The sequence below is a fragment of the Alkalithermobacter paradoxus genome (genome assembly GCA_002029295.1).
Lineage (GTDB): Bacteria > Bacillota > Clostridia > Peptostreptococcales > Peptostreptococcaceae > Alkalithermobacter > Alkalithermobacter paradoxus.
Genome location: MZGW01000002.1, coordinates 160,832 through 182,682 on the forward strand (window position 1 = coordinate 160,832; position 21,851 = coordinate 182,682).

23 protein-coding genes and 2 riboswitches are annotated in these 21,851 nt (G+C 31.0%); of the genes, 17 read left to right on the forward strand and 6 right to left on the reverse strand.

Annotated elements, in window-relative coordinates; all coding sequences use genetic code 11:
- The first annotated feature begins 232 nt into the window (after positions 1–232).
- From CLOTH_RS03755 to CLOTH_RS03765, 3 genes are read left to right on the forward strand one after another with little or no spacing between them, the layout of a single operon-like run.
- Positions 233–1,858 carry a Na/Pi cotransporter family protein gene (locus CLOTH_RS03755; RefSeq protein ID WP_079411365.1) on the forward strand — a complete coding sequence of 542 codons (1,626 nt, stop codon included), beginning with the start codon at positions 233–235 and terminating at the stop codon, positions 1,856–1,858.
- A gap of 49 nt (positions 1,859–1,907) precedes the next feature.
- Entirely contained in the window at positions 1,908–2,738 is an 831-nt protein-coding gene (locus CLOTH_RS03760; protein ID WP_079411367.1) for a carbon-nitrogen hydrolase family protein, read from the forward strand.
- Between the two features lie 12 nt (positions 2,739–2,750).
- Positions 2,751–4,103, forward strand: coding sequence for a glucose-6-phosphate isomerase (locus CLOTH_RS03765; protein WP_079411369.1), 1,353 nt, complete (start codon positions 2,751–2,753; stop codon positions 4,101–4,103).
- Between the two features lie 14 nt (positions 4,104–4,117).
- On the opposite strand, the gene CLOTH_RS03770 is transcribed toward CLOTH_RS03765, so the two are convergent.
- Positions 4,118–4,981: a patatin-like phospholipase family protein gene (locus CLOTH_RS03770; RefSeq protein ID WP_079411371.1), complete on the reverse strand. Its 864-nt coding sequence runs from the start codon at positions 4,979–4,981 to the stop codon at positions 4,118–4,120.
- Between the two features lie 110 nt (positions 4,982–5,091).
- On the opposite strand from CLOTH_RS03770, the gene CLOTH_RS03775 reads away from it, so the two are divergent.
- Both CLOTH_RS03775 and brnQ read left to right on the forward strand, forming a co-directional pair.
- Positions 5,092–5,373, forward strand: coding sequence for a DUF2325 domain-containing protein (locus CLOTH_RS03775; RefSeq protein ID WP_079411373.1), 282 nt, complete (start codon positions 5,092–5,094; stop codon positions 5,371–5,373).
- Between the two features lie 130 nt (positions 5,374–5,503).
- Positions 5,504–6,790: a branched-chain amino acid transport system II carrier protein gene (brnQ, locus tag CLOTH_RS03780; RefSeq protein ID WP_079411374.1), complete on the forward strand. Its 1,287-nt coding sequence runs from the start codon at positions 5,504–5,506 to the stop codon at positions 6,788–6,790.
- 29 nt (positions 6,791–6,819) lie between these two features.
- Here the strand turns inward: brnQ and CLOTH_RS03785 are convergent, their stop codons facing one another.
- Positions 6,820–7,620, reverse strand: a complete 801-nt coding sequence (locus CLOTH_RS03785; protein WP_079411376.1) for an ABC transporter permease — start codon at positions 7,618–7,620, stop codon at positions 6,820–6,822.
- Positions 7,598–8,359 carry an ABC transporter ATP-binding protein gene (locus tag CLOTH_RS03790; protein ID WP_079411378.1) on the reverse strand — a complete coding sequence of 254 codons (762 nt, stop codon included), beginning with the start codon at positions 8,357–8,359 and terminating at the stop codon, positions 7,598–7,600. Before CLOTH_RS03790 ends, CLOTH_RS03785 begins: the two co-directional genes overlap by 23 nt.
- A 134-nt stretch (positions 8,360–8,493) precedes the next feature.
- Between CLOTH_RS03790 and CLOTH_RS03795 the strand changes: the two genes are divergently transcribed.
- Together CLOTH_RS03795 and CLOTH_RS03800 are read left to right on the forward strand one after the other, a co-directional pair.
- The gene (locus CLOTH_RS03795) at positions 8,494–9,009 is read left to right on the forward strand and encodes a GNAT family N-acetyltransferase (RefSeq protein ID WP_079411380.1); all 516 of its coding nucleotides are present in this window, start codon (positions 8,494–8,496) and stop codon (positions 9,007–9,009) included.
- A gap of 220 nt (positions 9,010–9,229) precedes the next feature.
- Positions 9,230–9,406 carry a zinc-ribbon domain-containing protein gene (locus CLOTH_RS03800; RefSeq protein ID WP_079411381.1) on the forward strand — a complete coding sequence of 59 codons (177 nt, stop codon included), beginning with the start codon at positions 9,230–9,232 and terminating at the stop codon, positions 9,404–9,406.
- Positions 9,407–9,544: 138 nt separating this feature from the next.
- On the opposite strand, the gene CLOTH_RS03805 is transcribed toward CLOTH_RS03800, so the two are convergent.
- A complete protein-coding gene (locus tag CLOTH_RS03805; RefSeq protein ID WP_079411383.1) occupies positions 9,545–10,903 on the reverse strand; it encodes an NCS2 family permease in 1,359 nt (452 codons plus the stop codon).
- Between the two features lie 17 nt (positions 10,904–10,920).
- Positions 10,921–11,022, reverse strand: a riboswitch (purine riboswitch).
- A 126-nt stretch (positions 11,023–11,148) separates the two neighbouring features.
- A riboswitch (purine riboswitch) is annotated at positions 11,149–11,249 on the forward strand.
- A gap of 1 nt (position 11,250) precedes the next feature.
- Between CLOTH_RS03805 and CLOTH_RS03810 the strand changes: the two genes are divergently transcribed.
- The 9 genes from CLOTH_RS03810 (at position 11,251) to CLOTH_RS03850 (ending at position 19,175) form a co-directional block, all read left to right on the forward strand.
- The gene (locus CLOTH_RS03810; protein ID WP_079411388.1) at positions 11,251–12,408 is read left to right on the forward strand and encodes a 5-(carboxyamino)imidazole ribonucleotide synthase; all 1,158 of its coding nucleotides are present in this window, start codon (positions 11,251–11,253) and stop codon (positions 12,406–12,408) included.
- An 11-nt stretch (positions 12,409–12,419) separates the two neighbouring features.
- On the forward strand, positions 12,420–12,908 hold the full coding sequence (gene purE, locus CLOTH_RS03815; protein ID WP_079411390.1) for a 5-(carboxyamino)imidazole ribonucleotide mutase: 489 nt from the start codon (positions 12,420–12,422) through the stop codon (positions 12,906–12,908).
- A 191-nt stretch (positions 12,909–13,099) separates the two neighbouring features.
- Complete coding sequence (locus tag CLOTH_RS03820; protein WP_079411392.1) at positions 13,100–13,591, forward strand: NADH-quinone oxidoreductase subunit NuoE family protein; 492 nt, start codon at positions 13,100–13,102, stop codon at positions 13,589–13,591.
- A 24-nt stretch (positions 13,592–13,615) separates the two neighbouring features.
- Positions 13,616–15,433: an NADH-quinone oxidoreductase subunit NuoF gene (locus CLOTH_RS03825; protein ID WP_079411393.1), complete on the forward strand. Its 1,818-nt coding sequence runs from the start codon at positions 13,616–13,618 to the stop codon at positions 15,431–15,433.
- A gap of 15 nt (positions 15,434–15,448) precedes the next feature.
- Entirely contained in the window at positions 15,449–17,206 is a 1,758-nt protein-coding gene (locus CLOTH_RS03830; protein ID WP_079411395.1) for an NADH-dependent [FeFe] hydrogenase, group A6, read from the forward strand.
- A 182-nt stretch (positions 17,207–17,388) separates the two neighbouring features.
- Positions 17,389–17,931, forward strand: a complete 543-nt coding sequence (locus CLOTH_RS03835; protein ID WP_331721993.1) for a PTS sugar transporter subunit IIA — start codon at positions 17,389–17,391, stop codon at positions 17,929–17,931.
- Positions 17,932–18,019: 88 nt separating this feature from the next.
- The gene (locus CLOTH_RS03840; protein WP_079411399.1) at positions 18,020–18,394 is read left to right on the forward strand and encodes a NusG domain II-containing protein; all 375 of its coding nucleotides are present in this window, start codon (positions 18,020–18,022) and stop codon (positions 18,392–18,394) included.
- Between the two features lie 9 nt (positions 18,395–18,403).
- Positions 18,404–18,919 (forward strand): Gx transporter family protein, encoded by a 516-nt coding sequence (locus tag CLOTH_RS03845; RefSeq protein ID WP_079411401.1) that lies wholly within the window; start codon positions 18,404–18,406, stop codon positions 18,917–18,919.
- A gap of 79 nt (positions 18,920–18,998) precedes the next feature.
- Positions 18,999–19,175 carry an aspartyl-phosphate phosphatase Spo0E family protein gene (locus CLOTH_RS03850; protein ID WP_331721994.1) on the forward strand — a complete coding sequence of 59 codons (177 nt, stop codon included), beginning with the start codon at positions 18,999–19,001 and terminating at the stop codon, positions 19,173–19,175.
- 24 nt (positions 19,176–19,199) lie between these two features.
- On the opposite strand, the gene CLOTH_RS03855 is transcribed toward CLOTH_RS03850, so the two are convergent.
- On the reverse strand, positions 19,200–20,012 hold the full coding sequence (locus tag CLOTH_RS03855) for an RMD1 family protein (protein ID WP_079411404.1): 813 nt from the start codon (positions 20,010–20,012) through the stop codon (positions 19,200–19,202).
- Between the two features lie 75 nt (positions 20,013–20,087).
- Between CLOTH_RS03855 and CLOTH_RS03860 the strand changes: the two genes are divergently transcribed.
- Positions 20,088–20,900 (forward strand): mechanosensitive ion channel family protein, encoded by an 813-nt coding sequence (locus CLOTH_RS03860; protein WP_079411405.1) that lies wholly within the window; start codon positions 20,088–20,090, stop codon positions 20,898–20,900.
- 25 nt (positions 20,901–20,925) lie between these two features.
- On the opposite strand, the gene proC is transcribed toward CLOTH_RS03860, so the two are convergent.
- On the reverse strand, positions 20,926–21,738 hold the full coding sequence (gene proC / locus CLOTH_RS03865; RefSeq protein WP_079411407.1) for a pyrroline-5-carboxylate reductase: 813 nt from the start codon (positions 21,736–21,738) through the stop codon (positions 20,926–20,928).
- Positions 21,739–21,851: the final 113 nt, after the last annotated feature.

The following is a 21,851-nucleotide window of genomic DNA, read 5'->3' on the forward strand; positions in this document are numbered from 1 at the left end:
ACTTTTGAATTGTGGATAATTTATAATTTCCGTTATGAATTTCAAAAAAGTCTACTTTTAAAATCTTTCAAAGAAAGACTTTTTTATACCAATTTAACCCAATGTTAACGTATTCTTAACCAAATTTACTTTTAATTAATATTTTTAACAATAACTTAACATTTCTTGAGCCATTTTCTGATAAAATTAGACAGCACGCAATTATAAAATATCAATTTTGAGGAGGATACTTATGGCTTTGGAAATAGGATTAGGAATACTAGGAGGCCTTGGACTATTCCTTTATGGAATGAATTTAATGGCAGATGGTCTTCAAAAAGCCGCAGGAAGTAAACTAAAAAAGATAATTGAGCTTTTGACAAAAAATACTTTGACAGGAGTTTTAGTTGGAGCTTTTGTTACAGCTATAGTTCAAAGTAGTAGTGCAACTACAGTTATGGTTGTTGGATTTGTAAATGCTGGTATAATGAATCTAACTCAAGCAGTAGGACTTATAATGGGAGCGAATGTAGGTACAACTATAACAGCTCAGCTTGTTGCTTTTAAGCTTGAAGATATAGCACCAATTGTAGTTGGAGTAGGTATGATGCTTTATTTATTTAGTAATAAGCCAAAAACTAAACAAATAGCTGAAGTATTAATAGGATTTGGTATATTATTTATTGGTATGGGTTATTTAAGTAAGGCAGTTAGACCTTTAAGAGATGTACAAGCATTTAAAGATTTATTAGTAAGTTTTGCTCACAACCCAATGCTTGGAATACTTATGGGATTTGCACTAACTGTTATGGTTCAAAGTAGTACAGCTTCTATGGGTATACTTTTAGCATTAGCATCGCAAGGATTAATTCCTTTAGCATCCGCACTACCTATTTTATACGGACAGAATATAGGAACATGTGTTACTGCTTTAATATCTAGTATAGGAGCAAGTAAGAATGCAAAAAGAGCAGCTATGCTTCACTTAATATTTAATATCGTAGGAACAGTATTGTTTGCAACTATATTAGTTATTCCTATAAGGACTTTAGTTGTATCATTAAGTCCAAATGATGTAGTAAGACAAATAGCAAATACACATACGCTATTTAATGTTATAAATGTTATAATTCAATTCCCGTTTGCTGCTTTACTAGTAAAAACTGTTATGATATTAATTCCAGAGAGAGAAGATGAAAAAGAAGCTAATAAAACTACAAAATATCTTGACGATAGAATACTGCAAACACCTTCTATAGCTCTTGAAAATGGAATAAGAGAATGTCTTCGTATGGGTAAATTAGCAAAAGGCTCGTTTGAAAGTGCAATGGATGGATTCTTTAGCAAATCAGAAGAAAAGGCAAAAGAAACATTTGAGAAAGAAAGAAAGGTAAACGAACTAGAAAAAAGTATAGTTGATTATATGATAAAGCTTTCTAACACGGCTATGTCTCACAGAAATAGAGAAATAGTAAATGGATTATTTCACACGGTTAATGATATAGAGAGAGTAGGAGATCATGCTGACAATATAGCAGAATTAGCTATGGTAGCTATAGAAAAAGACTTACCATTCTCTAACGAAGCTATAGATGACCTTAGAAAAATGTACACTAAAGTGTTAGATACTTATAAATATTCACTTGAATGTATGAAAACAGGAAATATGGATTTAGCATTTAATGTAATAAAAATGGAAGAACAAGTTGATATAATGGAAAAAACTTGCAGAACTAATCATATACACAGATTAAATACAAGTTCTTGTAATGCGGAATCAGGTATAATATTCTTGGATTTAATAAGTAATATGGAAAGAATAGCAGATCATGCATCAAATATAGCAAGAGCAGTTATAGATGCAAGCAAGCATGAATAAAATAAAGAGATAGCCTAGGCTATCTCTTTTTATATAAGGGGTGATAATAATGGAGAGAGTATTTAAGATAGCACTTTGTCAAATCAAAGTAGAAAATGATAAAGAAAAAAATATAGAAAAAGGAATAAAGTACATAAAAGAAGCGGCAAAAAATGGTGCAAAGTTGATATGTCTTGGAGAAATGTTTAATTGTCCTTATAGAAAGGAAACTTTCAAAGAATATGCGGAAGAAGAGAAAAATAGTAAAACATTAAAAATAATATCTAAGGTAGCTAAAGAAAACAAAGTATATGTAATTGCAGGATCCATACCTGAAAAAGAAAATGATAAATACTACAACACATCGTTTGTATTTGATAAAGAAGGAAATGTTATAGCAAAGCATAGAAAAATACATCTATATGACGTAGATATAAAGGGAAAAGTTTTTGTTAAAGAGTCTGATATATTTTCTTATGGACAAGATATAACTGTATTTGATACAGAGTATTGTAAAATAGGGCTTAGTATATGCTATGATATCAGATTTCCAGAGGTTTTTAGAATAATGGAGCAAAAAGGGGCAAAACTTATAGTAGTTCCTGCGGCATTTAATATTGTTACAGGTCCTATGCATTGGGATCTATTAGTAAAAGCTAGGGCGGTAGATAATCAGGTATATATTGCTGCTGTAAGTCCAGCTAGAAACTATGATGAAAAATATGTGATATATGGACATAGTAAAGTATCTGATCCACTTGGAAATATAGTAGATAGTTTAGATGAAAAAGAGGGGATACTTTACAGCGAGATAAATTTGGATTATATTAGTAAGGTGAGGGAAGAACTTCCTTTATTAAAACATAGAAGATCAGATTTGTATGAAGTGAAAATAAAGTAGGAGGAAATCAAAATGGAGAAATTGACTTTCGATTATTCAAAAGCAAGTAAGTTCATAAAAGAGCATGAAGTAGAATACTTAAATCCTTTCATAAAAGAAGCACACAATATGCTTCATGAAAAAAATGGTCCAGGAAATGATTTTGTAGGATGGGTTGACCTACCTATAAATTATGATAAAGAAGAATTTGATAGAATAAAAAAAGCAGCACAGAAGATAAAAGATACTTGTGATGTATTACTTGTAATAGGTATAGGAGGGTCTTATTTAGGAGCAAGAGCTGCTATAGAAATGCTTGGTCATACATTCAGAAATAATCTTTGCAAAGAAGATAGAAAAGGGCCTGAAATATACTTTGTAGGACACAATATAAGTTCAACATACATGATGGACTTATTAGATATTATAAAAGATAAAGATGTATGCATAAATGTAATATCTAAATCAGGAACTACAACAGAGCCGGCAATAGCATTTAGGATATTCAAAGAGTACATAGAAAACAAATATGGAAAAGAAGAAGCTAAAAATAGAATATTTGCAACTACAGATAAAGAAAGAGGAGCATTAAAAAAACTTGCAGATAGTGAAGGATATGAAACATTTGTAATTCCAGATGATGTAGGTGGAAGATTCTCTGTTTTAACTGCTGTAGGATTACTTCCAATAGCAGTTTCAGGAGCTAATATAGATGAAATTATGAAAGGTGCAAGTGATGCTTTACATGAGTACTCTAATTGTGATTTAAAGAATAATTACTGCTATCAATATGCTGCAGTTAGAAATGCACTTCACAGAAAAGGCAAGAATATAGAGCTTATGGTTAATTATGAACCAGCACTTCACTACATAGCTGAGTGGTGGAAACAACTTTATGGAGAAAGTGAAGGAAAAGATCAAAAGGGAATATTCCCTGCATCAGTAGATTTTTCTACAGATTTACACTCAATGGGTCAGTATATACAAGATGGAAGAAGAGATCTGTTTGAAACAGTATTAAATGTTCAAAATTCTAGAAGAAATATAACTATAAAAGAAGAAAAAGAAGATTTAGATGGTCTGAATTACTTAGCTTCAAAAACAGTTGATTTCGTAAATCAAAAGGCGTTCGAAGGTACACTACTTGCACATACAGATGGAAATGTACCTAATTTAATAATAAATATTCCGCATCTTAATGAATATTACTTTGGGTATTTAATATATTTCTTTGAAAAGGCATGTGCTATAAGTGGATATATGTTAGGTGTTAATCCATTCGATCAACCGGGTGTAGAAGATTATAAGAGAAATATGTTTGCTTTACTTGGAAAGCCAGGATATGAAAAAGAAAAGAAAGAATTAGAAGAAAGACTGAAAAAGTAGTAAGGATATCCTTACTACTTTTTTAAAAAATTAATTATATTATTTATGTGTTTTTTTCCTGCGAGTTCTCCTCTATATATACACTCATCTATTCTACCTTTATCTAAAAGTCCAACATCCCATATTTGAGGATTCATAACATAAGAAATATCAGAATACTTCTCTATCTTTAGCTTAGTTATTTCATACATCATGATATCTAAAGATTGAGTTAAAATTTCAAAACCGTTATCAACATCTTCTCTAAGCATTCCATTGTATCCAAGATTTATTCCAATTACCTTGTCGGCTCCCATGTGTATAAGACTTTCTAAAGGAAGATTATCCAAGACACCACCATCAACGAGTCTAATCATATCATTATTTAAATTTACCATCTTTGGTTTAAATATCAAAGGTATAGAGCAACTAGCTCTAACAGCACTAGCAATATCTATATCTGTAACAACATCGTAATTAAGGGAAAGATCAAAATTTTGTTTAGAACAAAATACTATTTTTTTACAACTATTTATATCTACTGAAGTAATAGCTAGAGGAATTTCAGTATCGTACATTTTTTTATCTGAAAATAAAACTCTTAAACTATCTTCTAATTTATCTCCATTTAATATTCCGGTGATTTTACTTTTCTTAAAAAAGATAATGGATTTGATTATGCCAAAATAATCAATATCAACAAAGTTATCAAATAAATATGTTGATTTTTCTATTTCATTTAAGGAATAACCTAGTGCATATAAAGATGCAACTATACTACCGCTACTCGTTCCAGATATAATATCTGGTTTTATTCCATGACTTTCTAATACTTTGAGTATACCTATATGAGCAGCTCCTCTCACTCCACCTCCCGAAAGAGCTAATCCTATTTTCATAAAATCACCCCCTTTTATTAATATATTAAAAAAATATTGACAATGTTATCAAATTGATATAGAATTTAATTAATAATAATTATCAATATCATTTTGGAGGGGGATTTAAAATGAGTATAGTTATATTTGGTGGACACGATAGAATGGAAAGAATTTACATAGATGAAGCTAAAAAGATGGGTCTAAAAGCTAAGGTGTATACTTACGGGAGAAATGATATAGACAAGTCTGTAGGAAAAAGTGATGGTGTATTGATATTTACAGATACAATATCTCATAAAATAGCAACTAGTGTATCTAAAGAAGCTAAAAAGAGAAGTATACCAGTTATAGTATGTCATAACAGTAGCAAAACATCTTTCAAAAAAACTATACAAGAATTTGCTATGTAAATTTTGTGAATAATTTATCTATTCATATAGTTTAATATATTCCGGATATTACCAAATCTATTGATAAAATTTTCTCTAGGGTTTAAAATCAGATTAAGGATAGGTTTATAATAACCGGAGGTGATATGGTATGAGAAAAGTTTTCAGTGATGTAGTAATCATAGGATTTGCTTTATTTGCAATGTTCTTCGGAGCAGGTAACTTGATATTTCCTCCATCTTTAGGACTTGTAAGTGGTGATAGTTGGTTAATTTCATTTTTAGGGTTTTTATTAACTGGTATAGGTATGCCACTACTTGGAATAGTTGCAGTATCTAAGGCAGGTGGAAGCTTAGGTGATTTAGCTGATAAAGTTAGTCCAACTTTTAGCAAAGTCTTAGGTACTGTTATAATGCTCGCATTAGGACCGCTTTTAGCTATACCAAGAACTGCAGCTACTACATTTGAGATGGGTGTAAGGCCTATATTCCCAAGTGTAAGCCCTGTGATTTCATCTATAATATATTTTGCGATAACTTTTGCTTTAGTTATAAAGCCTTCTTCAGTTATAGATACAATAGGTAAGTTCTTAACTCCAACACTATTAGTGATTTTAGCTATAATTATTTTTAAAGGAGTAACAGATCCTATTGGAGTTCTTGCAAATACAGGCTTAGAAAACTCATTTTCAAGAGGGTTTACTGAAGGATATCAAACTATGGATGCACTAGGGTCTATAGTTATAGGCGGAATTATAATAAAAACACTAGTATCTAAAGGATATACTAAGAAAGATGAGCAAGTAAAACTTGCCATAATGTCTGCTGTAGTTGCAGCTTTAGGACTTACATTCGTATACGGTGGACTTATGTACTTAGGAGCTACTGGAAGTACAATATTTGATCCTAGCATTCCAAAGACAGATTTAACTATGCAAATAACTAGTGCTATACTAGGAAATATAGGAAAGGTAGCTATAGGAATTGCAGTATCATTAGCTTGCCTTACAACATCAATAGGACTTACTGCTACTTGTGGAGAATTTTTTAATAATTTAACGAACGGAAAATTAAGCTATAAATCAATAGTTACTACTATAATAATATTCAGTACTATAATGTCTAATTTTGGAGTAGAAAAAATTGTAGGGCTTGCGATACCTTTATTGGTAACGGTTTATCCTGTTGTAATAATATTAATATTAATGAACTTATTTGATAAGTATATACCAAATAAAGGAGTGTACTCAGGAGCTGTAATAGGAGCTGTATGTATAAGTATATTTGAAGCATTATCAGCTGCTGGAGTTGAAGTATACAGTATTCTAGATGTGATAGGAAGACTTCCTTTATCAAGTCAAGGTTTTTCCTGGATAGTTCCTGCTTTAGTAGGAGCTATGATTACTGGAGTTATAGGTAGAAAAAAACATAATTTCTAAATTAATTAAAGGATGCGAAGTCGCATCCTTTAATATTTTTGAATTTTCTTTTCTATAATATTTATAACTTGATACATAAGCAGTGCACATACAGCAAGAATTATAACTCCCATCATAACAAGATCTAGTTTAAAAACTTGACCTCCATAAACTATTAAGTATCCTATACCGTATCTAGAAACTAAAAATTCTCCAACTATTACACCAACCCAAGAAAGTCCTATATTAATCTTAACTATGTTGATTATATTACCTACATTAGAAGGTAGTATTAATTTAACTAATATCTGATATTTAGTTGCTCCAAAGCTTTTTAGCATCTTTATTTTTTCCTCATCAACATTCTTAAAATAATTGTATGCAGATAGTACAGTTACTATAATGGATATAGTTATAGCTATTACTATAATTCCATTAACACCAGCTCCTGCCCATACTATTATTATAGGAGCAAGGGCTGTCTTAGGAAGTGCATTTAGTACAACAAGGAAAGGATCTAGAATTTCTGCTAGGAGATCATTCCACCAAAGAATAACAGCTATTATTATCCCGCCTAAAGTTCCTAGAGTAAATCCCATAACAGTTTCATAGAAAGATATGCCTATGTGCTTAAATATCTCCCCACTAGCAAAAAATCTTATCATTAAGGTTAATATAGAAGAAGGTTTGCTAAAGAGAAACTGATCAATTATCTTTAAATTAGCTCCAACTTCCCAGATTATAAGGAATAAAATCAAGAAAATAGCTCTGTATACATTAATCTTTATTTTTCTAGATTTTATAGAAGCTAAATACTCATTATATTCATTAGAGTGATCTAGTTTTGTCATCTATCTCCAGCTCCTTCCATATCGTATTGAAATAATTCTTAAACTCTGGAGCTTCCCTAGCAGTCATAGGAGTCTTAACTGTATCTACGCTCAAAATCACATCATGAATACTTTTTATAGTAGCAGGTCTTTTAGACAAAACAGCTATTTTATCACCCATAGATATAGCTTCTGATATATCATGAGTTACAATTATAGTAGTTTTGTTTTCTCTTCTTATTATCTTAGTTATATCATCACAAACTAAAAGCCTTGTTTGATAATCAAGAGCAGAAAAAGGTTCGTCTAAAAGAAGTATGTCAGGATCAACTGCAAGTGTTCTAATAAGTGCAACTCTTTGTCTCATTCCACCTGATAGCTGTCGAGGATAGCTATTTTTAAATTCCCAAAGTCCATATGTTTTTAGTAAATGCTCTATCTTTTCTACTGATTCATTAGTTAGTTTTTTTTGTATTTCAAGACCGATTTTTATGTTGTCTATTATCGTTCTCCATTCTAAAAGGCAATCTCTTTGAAACATATATCCTATTTTACCATTCATATGAACTTGACCTTTAGTAGGTTTTAAAAGCCCTGATAATATGTTCATAATTGTGGACTTTCCACAACCAGAAGGGCCCACAAGTGCTAGAATTTCACCTTTTTTTACAGTTAAGTTTATATCTTTTAGAACTTCAAGCTCTCCACTTAAAGTGTAGTAATTCATGGAAAGGTCTTTTATTTCTACTATAAAGCTCAAAGTGTCACCTCCTGTTATTTTAGTAAATCTTATATTTATACTATTAAAAATTACGATATTTTGTACCATACTAGAAGGTTTTTAACGCTTTTGTGTAGAAAGTTAAATAACTTAAATCTTAAGGGGGGATACATATGATAAGGTTAATAAAACCTGATGCTAGTTTTGAAAGTGAATTTTTAGATATGATATCAGAATGGAAAGACTCAGGAGAGGAATTTATTCCTTGGAGTTTAAATCTTGATACAACTGACTTTAATGCAATGATAGATAAATTAAATGGATACAGTAATGGTATAGGACTTAAAGATGGTTTTGTAGAATGTTCAACTTATTGGTTAATAAATGAAAATAACAAAATTCTAGGTGCTATTGATATAAGGCATAGGCTCAATGAAAAATTGCTTTATAGGGGTGGACATATAGGGTATGGTATAAGGCCTAGTGAAAGAAAAAAAGGATATGCTACACAAATGTTATACTTAGCACTTAATATATGTAAAACTATAGGTATATCAAAAGTTTTAATAACTTGTGATAAAAATAATATTGGATCTAGTAAAGTAATAATAAATAATGGTGGAATTTTAGATTCTGAAGGAACAGAGAATGGAGAAGTTTTCCAAAGATACTGGATTAATCTAATATAAAGTTATAAATTTAATAGTAACTATAATATTGATACAGTTAAATATTAGAGGATGCACTACCAAAAAATGTTTTACAATTTACCTATACTAGTCTATAATAGGAATAAGATTTATATTTCAATATACATTCTTGTTCTCTTAAAGAAGATAATGCACAAATGCTGAATGTAAATTAAATATAACGTCTACGATATAATTAAAAATCTTAGGAGGAATCAAGATGTATAATGATAAGACTATAGGATGTAGAGATTGTGGAACGGATTTTGTATTCACTGCAGGAGAGCAAGAATTCTTTGCTCAAAAAGGATTTGACAACGAGCCAACAAGATGTAAAGTGTGTAGAGATAAGAAAAAAGCTGAGAGAGGCAATAATAGAGGATTTAACAGAAGATAGTTAAAAAAGGGCAGACAGATCTGCCCTTTTTTTATAATGAATAGAAAATTATAAACTTTTTGAATTGTGGATAATTTATAATTTCCGTTATGAATTTCAAAAAAGTCTACCTTTAAAATCTTTCAAAGAAAGACTTTTTTATCCAAGTATTATTTTTATTAAGAACATAAAAGACACTATATACATAACTGGAGACACTTCATTTTGTCTTCTTGTTAATAGCTTGAGTATAACATAGCTTAACATACCAAACACTATACCTTCAGCTATACTATAAGTAAGAGGCATCATTAATATAGTCAAAAATACTGGTATAGCCTCAGTGAAGTCATCAAAGTCTATTTCCTTAACAGGAGAAATCATAAATAGTCCAACTAATATTAATGCTGGTGCAGTAGCTGCAGCTGGAATCATTATGAAAAGTGGTGATAAAAATAAAGCTATTGTAAACATTACAGCTGTAGACAAAGCAGTAAGTCCTGTTCTACCGCCATCTGCAACTCCTGATGCACTTTCAACATAAGTTGTTACTGTACTTGTTCCTAACATTGCTCCTATTGTAGTTCCTATCGCATCCGCAAATAAAGCTTGTTTTGCATTTGGAATATTACCATCTTTATCTAACATATTAGTCTTAGTAGCAACTCCAACTAAAGTTCCTACAGTATCAAACATATCAACGAATAAAAATGTAAATAGTATTACAAGCATATCTATAGAAAATATATTTGACCATTCAAATTTAAACATTATAGGGCTTAAAGATGGAGGAGAACTTATAAATTTTAAACCTTCAGGAAGAGCAGTAACCCCCATAGGAATTCCCAAAACTGTTGTAATTAATATACCTAAAAGTAAAGCTCCCTTAACATTTTTCGCTAGTAAAAATCCTGTTATTATAATTCCTATTACAGCTAAAAGGCCTGATCCAGAAGATATATGTCCAATAGTTAGTGGTATTCCATCTAACTTTCCATCTCCAACGTGAAACATTCCACTTACAACTATTCCAGAATTGAAAAGTCCCAAAAATGCGATAAATAAGCCTATACCAGCAGAAACTGCTTTTTTTATTCCTATAGGAATTGAGTTTATTATAGCTTCTCTTACGTTAAAAAAAGAAAGAATTATAAATATTATACCTTCTAAAAATACTGCTGTTAAAGCCATCTCCCAAGAATAACCCATTCCTAAAACTACTGTAAAAGCAAAAAACGCATTAGGTCCCATAGCTGGTGCTAGAGCGAATGGAAGATTAGCATATAGCGCCATAACAAGTGTAGCTACAACTGAAGATAAAGCAGTTGCAGTAAATAGTGCTCCAAAGTCCATACCTGTAGCAGACAATATGCTAGGATTAACTATCAGGATATAAGCCATTGTCATAAATGTTGTTATACCTGCTAGTATTTCGGTTTTGGCATCTGTATTATGCCTGCTTAGTTTGAAAGTTCTTTCTAAAATAGAAGTGTTAATTTGTTGCTTAACTAGTTCCATTATGTATCCTCCCTTTGACTAATAAATATTTAGTCCATAGTAAGGCAATTTACGGTCGCCTAGTAGAAACTTCGCATCCTTATTACGCGAATTATATGGAGGTTTGTCGTTTGACATATAGATAATAATATATGAAAGAATATTAGTCAATACAAAAATAGAAAAAAATAAATTAAAGTTCGGCCAAATCCGAACTAAAAAAGTTCAAAACATAATAAAGTTGACTATGCACTATTATAAATGTTAATATTTAATATATGAGTTATCTGTATAGTCCTAATGATATGGTTTAGGAGTTTCTACAAAATGCCGTAAACATTTTACTACGATAAAGAGAGGGATATGTTATGAATAATATCTTAAGTAAAAAGGTAGGGATAATAGGTGGTGGACAGCTCGGGAAGATGCTTATAATTGAAGCTTTGAAGATGGGAGTATACACTGTGATTTTAGATCCTGATCCTAAATGTCCTGCAAGTAATATAGCTAATGAACATATTGTTGCAAGTTTTTATAATGAGAATGCTTTAAGAAGTTTAGCTAGTAAAGTTGATATTGTAACTTACGAGTTTGAACATATAGGTGCAGATATACTTAAGAGTTTAGAAGGTGAGGGAGTTAGGATATATCCAAGTCCTAAGACACTTGATATAATTCAAAATAAATATAATCAAAAGACATACTTCTTACAAAACAATATCCCTGTAGGAGATTTTAGAGAAGTTAAATCTCCAAATGATATAGTCAAAGCCTGTGAAGAGTTCGGATATCCTGCTATGCTAAAGAGTGCACTTGGTGGATATGATGGAAAAGGAAATAGTTTGATTAAAAATCAAGATGGAATAGATAGTTCTTATAAAGAACTTGGTGAAGGGAAAATTCCTTTATATATAGAAAAATATATTCCTTATACAAAAGAAGTTTCTGTTGTATGTTGTAAGGGAATTAATAAGGATATAAAGATATATCCAGTGGGAGAAAATATTCATAAAGATAGTATATTATTTGAGACATCTGTTCCTGCTGATATAACGAAAGATGAATATGAAAAAGCGATAAATATCTCTAAGGATATATTAAATTTATTTGATGATGTTGGGATATTTTGTATAGAAATGTTTATAACAGAAGATGGAAGTGTTTTTGTTAATGAAGTTGCACCAAGACCTCATAACTCGGGACACTACTCAATAGAAGGGTGCGTAACTTCCCAATTTGAAAATCATTTAAGAAGTATACTAGGGCTACCTCTTGGGGATGTAACTTTAGTTAAGCCAACAGTTATGAGAAATCTTCTAGGTGAGGACGGATATAAAGGAAAACCTATGGTAGTTGGAGTTAATAATGCATTATCTATAGAAGGTGTTAGTCTTCATATATATGGAAAGATTGAAACAAAACCTAAAAGAAAGATGGGGCATATAACTGCTATATCTGATACATTAGATGATGCAAGAAAAAAAGTAAGTAGTGCATATAACTTAATGAAAGTTATTTCAAGATAAGGGGGATTTGTATGAAAATAGGAATAATAATGGGAAGTGATTCGGATTTACCTGTAATGAAAGAAGCTGCTCAAATTTTAGACGAGCTTAAAGTAGATTATGAAATGACAATTGTTTCAGCACATAGAACTCCAGATAGACTGTATGATTATGCTAAAGGTGCTAGACAAAGAGGTATAAAAGTTATAATAGCAGGTGCAGGAGGAGCTGCACACCTTCCAGGGATGGTTGCTTCGCTTACAAATGTTCCTGTTATAGGAGTTCCTGTAAAAACAACAAGTTTAGATGGAGTAGACTCTTTATATTCTATAGTCCAGATGCCATCAGGAGTACCTGTTGCAACTGTAGCTATAAATGGTGCAAAGAATGCTGGTATACTAGCAGCTCAAATAATAGGAACTAGTAATGAAAGTATTTATAATAATTTAGAAAAATATAAAGAGAATCTTGAAAATATGGTACTAGAAAAAGCAAGGAAAATGGAAGAAAGTAAAATATAATACAGTTTGTTTATGTGTTGACAATAAACTATGTGTAAACACATTATAAAATCTATATAAAATAGAGTCTCTGGATGTCCAAAGGCTCTATTTTTGTTAATAAATAAATAAAATCTAGTCATACCATAATTTACGAGTATAAGACATATTAATTTAATATATGAATCATAAATGAATGAGGGGGTAAGTGGATGAGGGAGTTTGCATTGTCCAAAAACAAGTTGATTGAAAGTAAGTTTAAGGAGTTAGAAGATTTTATAGATTCTTTAGAAAATAAGAAAGCAGAGTTAATAATTGTACTTCATAAAGCTCAAGAAATTTTTGGATATCTTCCTAGAGAAGTTCAGCAGTTTGTTGCTAAAAAGCTAGATATACATACTTCTAAGGTTTATGGAGTAGTGAGTTTTTATTCATTTTTTACTATGACTCCTCAAGGAGAATATCCAATATCTATATGTATGGGAACAGCGTGCTATGTTCGTGACTCAGAGAAGGTATTAGATGAATTCAAAAGATTGTTAGGAATAACTATTGGTGAAGTTACTGATGATGGAAAGTTCTCTATAAATGTGCTTCGTTGTGTTGGAGCTTGTGGGCTTGCACCTGTAGTTATGATAGGCGAGAAAGTTTATGGACGAGTTACACCAGAGAAAGTATCTAAGATTCTTAAAGAATATGAGTAAAATTATATGAGTTGGAGGGAGAACATGAACAAAGTTAGGTCTATTGATGATTTGAAAAATATAAAAAATGAAGTAAGATCCAAAAATGCTAAGGGAGATTTGACAATTATAAAGGTAGCTATGGCAACTTGTAGTATAGCAGCAGGTGCAAAGAATATTATGGATAGTTTAATCAATGAGATAGATAAGCACAATTTAGAAAATGTAATAGTGATTAAAACAGGTTGCATGGGTTATTGTTATGCAGAGCCAACTGTTGAGGTTAGTATAAATGGAAAGGAAGATGTTGTTTTTGGGTATGTAGATGAAGATAGTGCTAGAAATATAGTACAAAATTACATAAAAAATGGAGAAGAAATCGAAGGAGTTATATCAAACAAAGACAGTAAGCAAATGAAAATAGTTCTTAGAAACTGTGGATCTATAGACCCTGAGAATATAGATGAATATATAGCTGTAGATGGTTATGAGGCTTTAGGGAAAGCTCTATTTAGAATGGGTGATGATGGAGTTATAGATGAGATTAAAAAATCAGGACTTCGTGGACGTGGAGGTGGAGGGTTCCCAACAGGACTTAAATGGGAATATGCAAGAAAAAACAAAGCGGATCAAAAATACGTTATTTGTAATGCTGACGAAGGAGATCCAGGTGCATTTATGGATAGATCAATACTAGAGGGAGATCCTCATTCGATAGTTGAAGCTATGGCTATTTGTGGATATGCAATAGGAGCAAGTGAAGGAAAGGTATATATTAGAGCTGAATATCCACTTGCTATAAAAAGACTTCAAAAAGCAATAAAAGATGCTAGGGAGTATGGGCTTTTAGGCAAAGACATAATGGGTAGTGGATTTGACTTTGATATTGATATCAAATACGGAGCAGGTGCATTTGTTTGTGGAGAGGAAACTGCTTTAATACATTCTATAGAAGGTGAAAGAGGAGAGCCTACAACTAAGCCGCCATTTCCAGCTGAAAGTGGATTATGGGGAAAACCTACAAATGTGAATAACGTTGAAACTTTCGCTAATATACCAGCTATACTTTTAAATGGTGGAGATTGGTTCAATAAAATAGGTACTGAAAGATCTAAAGGAACAAAGGTATTTGCTCTAGCTGGAAAAATAAATAATGTTGGCCTTATAGAAGTTCCTATGGGAACAACTCTTAGAGAAGTTATATTTGATATAGGTGGAGGAATAGTCAATAATAAAAGATTTAAGGCAGTTCAAACAGGAGGACCATCTGGAGGTTGTCTAACTGAGATTGACTTAGATACCCCTATAGACTTTGAGAATTTAATTCAAAGAGGCTCTATGATGGGATCAGGTGGAATGATAGTTATGGATGAAGAAGACTGTATGCCAAGTGTAGCAAAATTCTATTTAGAGTTTATAGAAGATGAATCCTGTGGTAAGTGCACACCTTGTAGGATTGGAACTAAAAGACTCTACGAAATTTTAGAAAAAGTAACTACAGGAAGAGCTGCTATGGAAGATTTGGATCAGCTAAGAGTTTTATCAGATGTCATAAAAGATACAGCTTTATGTGGTTTAGGGCAGACTGCTCCTAACCCTATACTCTCAACATTGAGTACATTTTGGGATGAATATGAAGACCACGTGAAATATGGAAAATGTACTGCTGGAAAATGTAATGCACTACTAAAATACAGAATTATAAAATCTAAATGTGTCGGTTGTACACTATGTTCAAGAGTATGTCCTACTAGTGCTATAGTTGGAAGACCTAAACAAGCACATGTAATAGAACAAACTAAATGTATTAAATGTGGTGCATGTATGGATAAATGTAAGTTCTATGCTATTAAAAAAGATTAATGTAAGGAGGATTATATGATAAATATTACAATAGATGGAAAGAAAATAAGTGTAGAAGAAGGTAGTACTATACTTGAAGCATCGCACAAAGTTGGCATAGACATACCTACACTTTGTCATCTTGATTTGCACGATATAAAGATGGTAAATAAATGTGCATCTTGTAGAATATGTGTTGTGGAAGTTGAGGGAAGAAGAAATTTAGCTCCAGCTTGTGCAACTCCTGTACATGACAATATGATTGTAAAAACAAATACTTTAAGAGTATTGAATGCTAGAAAAACAGTTCTAGAACTTATGTTATCAGATCATCCTAAAGATTGTTTAATATGTCCTAAATCAGGAAATTGCGAACTTCAAGATCTTGCAGAGAGATTTGGAATAAGAGAGGTTCATTATTACGATGGTGAAAAGTCGACATATATAAAAGATTACTCTACATCTATAATAAGGGATATGGATAAGTGTGTAATGTGCAGAAGATGTGAAACTATGTGCAATAGTGTTCAAACTGTAGGAGCTTTATCAGGAGTAAATAGAGGCTTTAATGCTGTTGTATCTCCTGCATTTGAAGAAAAATTAGAAAACTCTGTATGTACTCACTGTGGTCAATGTGTTGCTGTATGTCCTGTTGGTGCATTAACTGAAAAAGAAAATATATGGTCTGTTGTAGATGCGTTGGTAAATAAAAACAAGGTTGTTGTAGTTCAAACAGCTCCTGCAGTAAGAGCGGCACTTGGAGAAGAGTTTGGTCTTGAAGCTGGAAGTTTGGTTACAGGAAAAATGGTAGCAGCTCTTAGAAGACTTGGATTTGATTATGTATTTGATACTGACTTTGCAGCAGACTTAACCATAATGGAAGAAGGTGCAGAACTTTTAGATAGACTGGAAAGGTATATTGAAGGAGATGAAAGTGTAAAGCTTCCTATGTTAACTTCGTGTTGTCCTGGATGGGTAAATTTCCTTGAAAGTCAGTTCCCAGATTTATTAGATATACCATCTTCAGCTAAGTCTCCACAGCAGATGTTTGGATCAATAGCAAAATCCTATTTTGCACAAAAATTATTCATACCTAGAGAAAAAATGGTTGTAGTCTCAGTTATGCCTTGTCTTGCAAAAAAATTTGAAGCATCTAGAGAGGAGTTTAAAGTAAAAGGAAATCCAGATGTTGATATATCTATATCTACAAGAGAACTTGCACATCTTATAAAAATTGCAAATATAGACTTTAATGATCTTGAAGAAGAAGACTTTGATAAACCACTTGGAGAATCTACAGGAGCTGCAGTTATATTTGGGGCTACAGGAGGAGTTATAGAAGCTGCTACTAGAACAGTATATGAACTTTTTACAGGTAAAAAGTTAGAAAAAATAGATTTTGAAGAACTGAGAGGGATTGAAGGAATAAGATGTGCTAGTATAAAAATAAATGATATGGATATAAACATAGGCATAGCTAGTGGTCTTGGAAATGCACGTAAATTATTAGAAGAAATAAGAAGTGGAAATCCACGAAATCTTCATGCTATAGAAATTATGGCATGTCCAGGTGGTTGTATAGGTGGAGGAGGTCAGCCTTATCATCATGGAAATATAGAAATTCTAAAAAAACGTGCGGATGCTATATATACAGAAGATAAAAATAAACCTATAAGAAAATCTCATGAAAATCCTTATATAAAGGAAATATATCAAAAATTCTTATGGGAACCATTAAGTGAAAAGTCTCATCATTTACTACACACTTCTTACTCACCTAAACAGAAGGTGTAGGCTTTAAAATACTTGTATGATGTGACAAATTGTGTTAATATATATAAAGTCTTTAGAGATAATTTAATTTTACGTGTCACTGACTAGATCAGGCATGAGTAAAGCTTATTTTGGGCATATCTATTTATAGATCCTAGGCTTTGCTCATGCTTTTATTTTGTTTAAAAGAAAGGAGAAGTCACATGAGAAAATTATTAGAAAGTTTAAAGCAAACGTTTACGCAAAAGACTGCTGACAACGAAGTTAAGGAGGTAAATGTAGAATCTAAAGATACGACTTTTGTATCTCCACTAAGTGGGAAACTATTAAATATTGAGGAAGTACCAGATCAAGTATTCTCTCAGAGAATAATGGGAGATGGATTTGCTATAGAGCCTAATTGTGGCAAAGTTGTATCTCCTGTTAATGGTACAGTAGCTACTTTATTTCATACAAAGCATGCTATAGGATTAGTTTCAGATGATGGACAAGAAATACTTATTCACTTTGGTATAGATACAGTTAATTTAGGAGGAGAAGGTTTTGAAGCTTTAGTAAGCGAAGGAGATAAGGTTAAGGTAGGTCAAACTATACTTAATGTAGACATAGATAAAATAAAAGGAAAGGTTCCTTCTTTAATAACTCCTGTAATATTTACTAACTTGAAAGAGAATGAAAAAATATCTGTTGAAGTTGGTAAAGAAGTTAAGGCTGGAGATAAAGATATAGTATCTATAGTGAAATAGTCTAAAGGTCTACTGAAATTCAGTAGACCTTTAAACTTTATACAATATAAAGTATAATAGTTATAAAATCTGCTTTGGGAGGCTTGAAATGAAAAAAGGCGATATGATTTTGATAGCTATTATATGCATTGTATCTTTTGGAGGATTCTTATTCTTGAATTTTAACAAGAAAGAGCTAAATGAAAAATATATAGAAATAGTTGTAGATGGACAAACGTATAAAAAAGTATACATAAATAATGAAGAATATAATGAAAAGATAAGTGTAAAGACTGAATTTGGTGAAAATGTAGTATATATACATGATGGAGGAGTGGAAGTTGAAAGTGCCGATTGTAAAGATCAAATATGTGTAAAAACAGGTCATATAAAAAGATCTGGACAAATAATTGCATGTCTTCCTCATAAATTATACGTTAAGATAACTGGTAAAGGCAATGAAGTAGACAATATAGCATACTAGGAGGATAATATGAGCAAGACAAGAAAATTAGTTATAATTGCAATTTTTGTATCTCAGGCTATGGCACTTCATATAATTGAATCATCTATACCAAATCCTCTTATAGCTATATCACCTGGTGCAAAACTTGGGCTTTCAAACATAATAACACTAACATCACTTAAGATATTTGGATTTAAAGAATCATTATTAATATTGGTATTAAGAATAGCTTTATCTACCCTTTGGGGCTCGATGTCATCCTTTCTGTTTAGTCTTGTAGGAGGGGTTCTTAGTTTGGTAGCTATGGCTACTTTGTTGAAGTTGCTAAAAGAAAGGCTCAGTATTATAGGAGTAAGTATTGTAGGTGCAATATTTCACAATATAGGGCAGCTACTTGTAGCTTCTATAGTTATACAAAATATAAATATATTCATATACTTGCCTGTACTACTGTTATCATCAATACCTACAGGACTATTTATAGGTATTGTATGTAAATTTTTAGTTAAAACTTATAAATATTCAATGAAAATGTTTTCGTAATTAATATTTATACATTGACATATATTTACTTTATTTGATAAAATACAACTAGGGAAGATATTACAAATTATAAAATAAAATGGTGATATATATGAAAAATGAAAATATAACCGTTATAAGAAAGAAAATTGAAGATCTAAGAGATGATATCAATAGATACATAGAGTATCCAGATATTTTTAAAGAAGAATTAGAAGAGACGAGTAGTAAGATTGACTCCCTTATAAATGAATATTTAAAACTTAATGGTAAATAAAAAGAGAAGGATATCCTTCTCTTTTTAGTGGAAAAAACTAAGTATAATATCAAATACAAAAAGTAGTATGATCATCCATTCTAAATTTGCAGATCTTCTTGCTTCTACTAAGTTAGAGTAAGAGTTTAGAACCGTTAAAAGTATTTCTATTTTGTGGTTTGTACTTTCATATCTATCGTTGAGGTCAAAGAAGCTACTAAGCTCTATATAAAACTTTTCTATTTCTGAGTTTTGCCATGCAATATCAGGTATTTCATCTATCATTATATAAGATATTGTTTGGTACTTAAATCTAAGTATGTCAGCGGCGTGCTTTGCTAACACCTTATCTCTTATATTAAGCTTTCCTCTTTCTAAAATTTCTAAAGTTGGTTCGAAATTGTCGAAGATTTTGTATATATCTTCTTCAACCCTTTCAAGTGCTACTGATTTACCTAAAACTGTAGATATTATGGTTAGGTAATAGTCTTTAATTTCAGGAACTATAATCCCATCATCAAGTATAGCCAGTTCACTATCAGGTAACAATCTAAGATAGAATTCATCAGAAAAATGTTTTAAATATGAAGAATTTATCTTTATTTCAGAGTCTCTTATATAATCTATAAATACAGGGATTTCACTTTCTTCCATATTTATAAATATAATACTACCAAAAGAAAAGATATATATACTTTTATTTTCTATATTAGCTCCTAATATTCTTTGCAAATCTTTGTTACGAAGTATAAGAGGTTCTTCCCATTTATACTTTTTATAAATATTAAATTTTTTAGCTACATTATTAATGTTTATTTCCTTAGCAACAACAATAGATTTAAATACTATTTGTTCCATACGTTTATCACCCGATATTATATTTTTATTTAGTTTAGATTAATTTTAAGAAAAATATGCAACTAGGAGGTGTCTATGGAAAAAATTATAAGAAGTATATTAATAGTAATTCTATCTTTTTTATCAGTACGATTTGTAAAGTACATAACAAAAAAAATATTTGATATTACTAAATTTAATATTCAATACGAAAAAACAGTTAGAAGTATTATAGTATCTCTTGCTTATTATGTAGCTTTCTTTGCATCTTTAGTTATTTTACTGAAAGAATATGGTCTTTTAGATTTGAGCAAGTCAACGATAGTTACAGGTGCAGGTATAGTAGGTTTAGTAGCTGGTCTTGGATCTCAAAGTTTGATTAAAGATATATTAAATGGATTTTTCATATTATTTGAAAATCAGATGAAAGTAGGAGATTATGTAGTAATCAATGAAAGTTTCAGGGGAACTGTAGAGGAGATAGGGCTTAGGAGTACAAGTATTAGAGATTGGAATTTAAGAAGAATACACATTCCGAATGGAGAGATAAAATCTATCATAAATTACAATAGAAAGAGAATGAGAGTGATAGTAGATGTATATGTATCTTATGAAACCGATCCTTACTTAGTTATAGAGGCTCTAGAGGAAGTATGTAAGTCTTTAAATGAAAAATATGGTGAATTTCTTTGTAAAAATATGATGAATGAACCTGCAAATCCATTTGATGTATATGGAGTAACTGATATAGATGAGAAAAATATAGGAGCCAAATACACTATAACAGGAGTTGTAGAGCCGTTTAAGTACTGGTCTGCACTGAAGGATGCAAGACTTGAAATATTAGTTAAATTTAGAGAAAAGCAAATAAAAATAGCTTATCCAAGAAGAATTAATATTAATGAATAATCTTCTTGGATATTTAAACTAAAGCTTATTTATTTTTCGACATTGATATAGCTTTTTTAGTACATGCTTCCATAGCAGATATTATACTTGATCTAAATCCGTTTCTCTCAAGCTCGTAGATGGCTTCTATTGTTGTTCCCCCAGGTGAGCATACCTTATCTTTTAGACTTCCAGGGTGCTCATTAGTTTGAATAACCATTTTAGCAGCACCTAAAACAGCTTGAGCAGCCAATTTATAAGCCTTATCTCTAGGAATGCCCCTTAAAACTCCTCCGTCAGCTAAAGCTTCTATCATTAAATAAACATATGCAGGAGATGATCCACTTATAGAAGGAATAACATCCATTAAAGATTCGTCTATAACCTCAGCTTTACCAAAACTTTCAAATAATCTCAATATGTATTCTTTTTCATGGTTTAGCAAAAGATCATTAAAAGAAATTGCACTCATTCCTTCTCCTACTAAAGATGGAGTATTAGGCATAGTTCTTACAACTTTTAAATCTTTACCAAATGAATTTTGAATAAAATTTATATCAATTCCTGCTGCTATTGTAACTATTATATCATCTTCGTTTACAAAATCTTTTATTTCATCTATAACACATTTATATTTATTTGGCTTTACAGACAAAAATATTACATCTGAAAACTTCGCTACATCTACGTTGCTATTTGTAGTCAAGATGCTATATTTTTCTTTTACTACTTCTAACTTAGAATTAGTAGGATTGCTTGCGATAATATCCTTATTTGAAACTATTTTAGAATTTACAATTCCTCCTATAATAGCTTGAGCCATGTTTCCACAGCCTATAAATCCTATTTTTTTATTCATTCAAATCCTCCTTATTTTAGTATATAAAATCATAATACTATACACACTAGTAAAGCTCAACTTATTATTAAGGTGCTTGTACAACAAAAAATATAGTCAATTTTAGAAATATG

Excerpts from the sequence above, each read along its gene's own strand:
- CLOTH_RS03755 (WP_079411365.1), top strand. The coding sequence starts at position 233 with ATGGCTTTGGAAATAGGATTAGGAATACTAGGAGGCCTTGGACTATTC.
- CLOTH_RS03760 (WP_079411367.1), top strand. The coding sequence starts at position 1,908 with ATGGAGAGAGTATTTAAGATAGCACTTTGTCAAATCAAAGTAGAAAAT.
- CLOTH_RS03765 (WP_079411369.1), top strand. The coding sequence starts at position 2,751 with ATGGAGAAATTGACTTTCGATTATTCAAAAGCAAGTAAGTTCATAAAA.
- CLOTH_RS03770 (WP_079411371.1), bottom strand. The coding sequence starts at position 4,981 with ATGAAAATAGGATTAGCTCTTTCGGGAGGTGGAGTGAGAGGAGCTGCT.
- CLOTH_RS03775 (WP_079411373.1), top strand. The coding sequence starts at position 5,092 with ATGAGTATAGTTATATTTGGTGGACACGATAGAATGGAAAGAATTTAC.
- brnQ (WP_079411374.1), top strand. The coding sequence starts at position 5,504 with ATGAGAAAAGTTTTCAGTGATGTAGTAATCATAGGATTTGCTTTATTT.
- CLOTH_RS03785 (WP_079411376.1), bottom strand. The coding sequence starts at position 7,620 with ATGACAAAACTAGATCACTCTAATGAATATAATGAGTATTTAGCTTCT.
- CLOTH_RS03795 (WP_079411380.1), top strand. The coding sequence starts at position 8,494 with ATGATAAGGTTAATAAAACCTGATGCTAGTTTTGAAAGTGAATTTTTA.
- CLOTH_RS03800 (WP_079411381.1), top strand. The coding sequence starts at position 9,230 with ATGTATAATGATAAGACTATAGGATGTAGAGATTGTGGAACGGATTTT.
- CLOTH_RS03805 (WP_079411383.1), bottom strand. The coding sequence starts at position 10,903 with ATGGAACTAGTTAAGCAACAAATTAACACTTCTATTTTAGAAAGAACT.
- CLOTH_RS03810 (WP_079411388.1), top strand. The coding sequence starts at position 11,251 with ATGAATAATATCTTAAGTAAAAAGGTAGGGATAATAGGTGGTGGACAG.
- purE (WP_079411390.1), top strand. The coding sequence starts at position 12,420 with ATGAAAATAGGAATAATAATGGGAAGTGATTCGGATTTACCTGTAATG.
- CLOTH_RS03820 (WP_079411392.1), top strand. The coding sequence starts at position 13,100 with ATGAGGGAGTTTGCATTGTCCAAAAACAAGTTGATTGAAAGTAAGTTT.
- CLOTH_RS03825 (WP_079411393.1), top strand. The coding sequence starts at position 13,616 with ATGAACAAAGTTAGGTCTATTGATGATTTGAAAAATATAAAAAATGAA.
- CLOTH_RS03830 (WP_079411395.1), top strand. The coding sequence starts at position 15,449 with ATGATAAATATTACAATAGATGGAAAGAAAATAAGTGTAGAAGAAGGT.
- CLOTH_RS03835 (WP_331721993.1), top strand. The coding sequence starts at position 17,389 with ATGAGAAAATTATTAGAAAGTTTAAAGCAAACGTTTACGCAAAAGACT.
- CLOTH_RS03840 (WP_079411399.1), top strand. The coding sequence starts at position 18,020 with ATGAAAAAAGGCGATATGATTTTGATAGCTATTATATGCATTGTATCT.
- CLOTH_RS03845 (WP_079411401.1), top strand. The coding sequence starts at position 18,404 with ATGAGCAAGACAAGAAAATTAGTTATAATTGCAATTTTTGTATCTCAG.
- CLOTH_RS03850 (WP_331721994.1), top strand. The coding sequence starts at position 18,999 with ATGGTGATATATATGAAAAATGAAAATATAACCGTTATAAGAAAGAAA.
- CLOTH_RS03855 (WP_079411404.1), bottom strand. The coding sequence starts at position 20,012 with ATGGAACAAATAGTATTTAAATCTATTGTTGTTGCTAAGGAAATAAAC.
- CLOTH_RS03860 (WP_079411405.1), top strand. The coding sequence starts at position 20,088 with ATGGAAAAAATTATAAGAAGTATATTAATAGTAATTCTATCTTTTTTA.
- proC (WP_079411407.1), bottom strand. The coding sequence starts at position 21,738 with ATGAATAAAAAAATAGGATTTATAGGCTGTGGAAACATGGCTCAAGCT.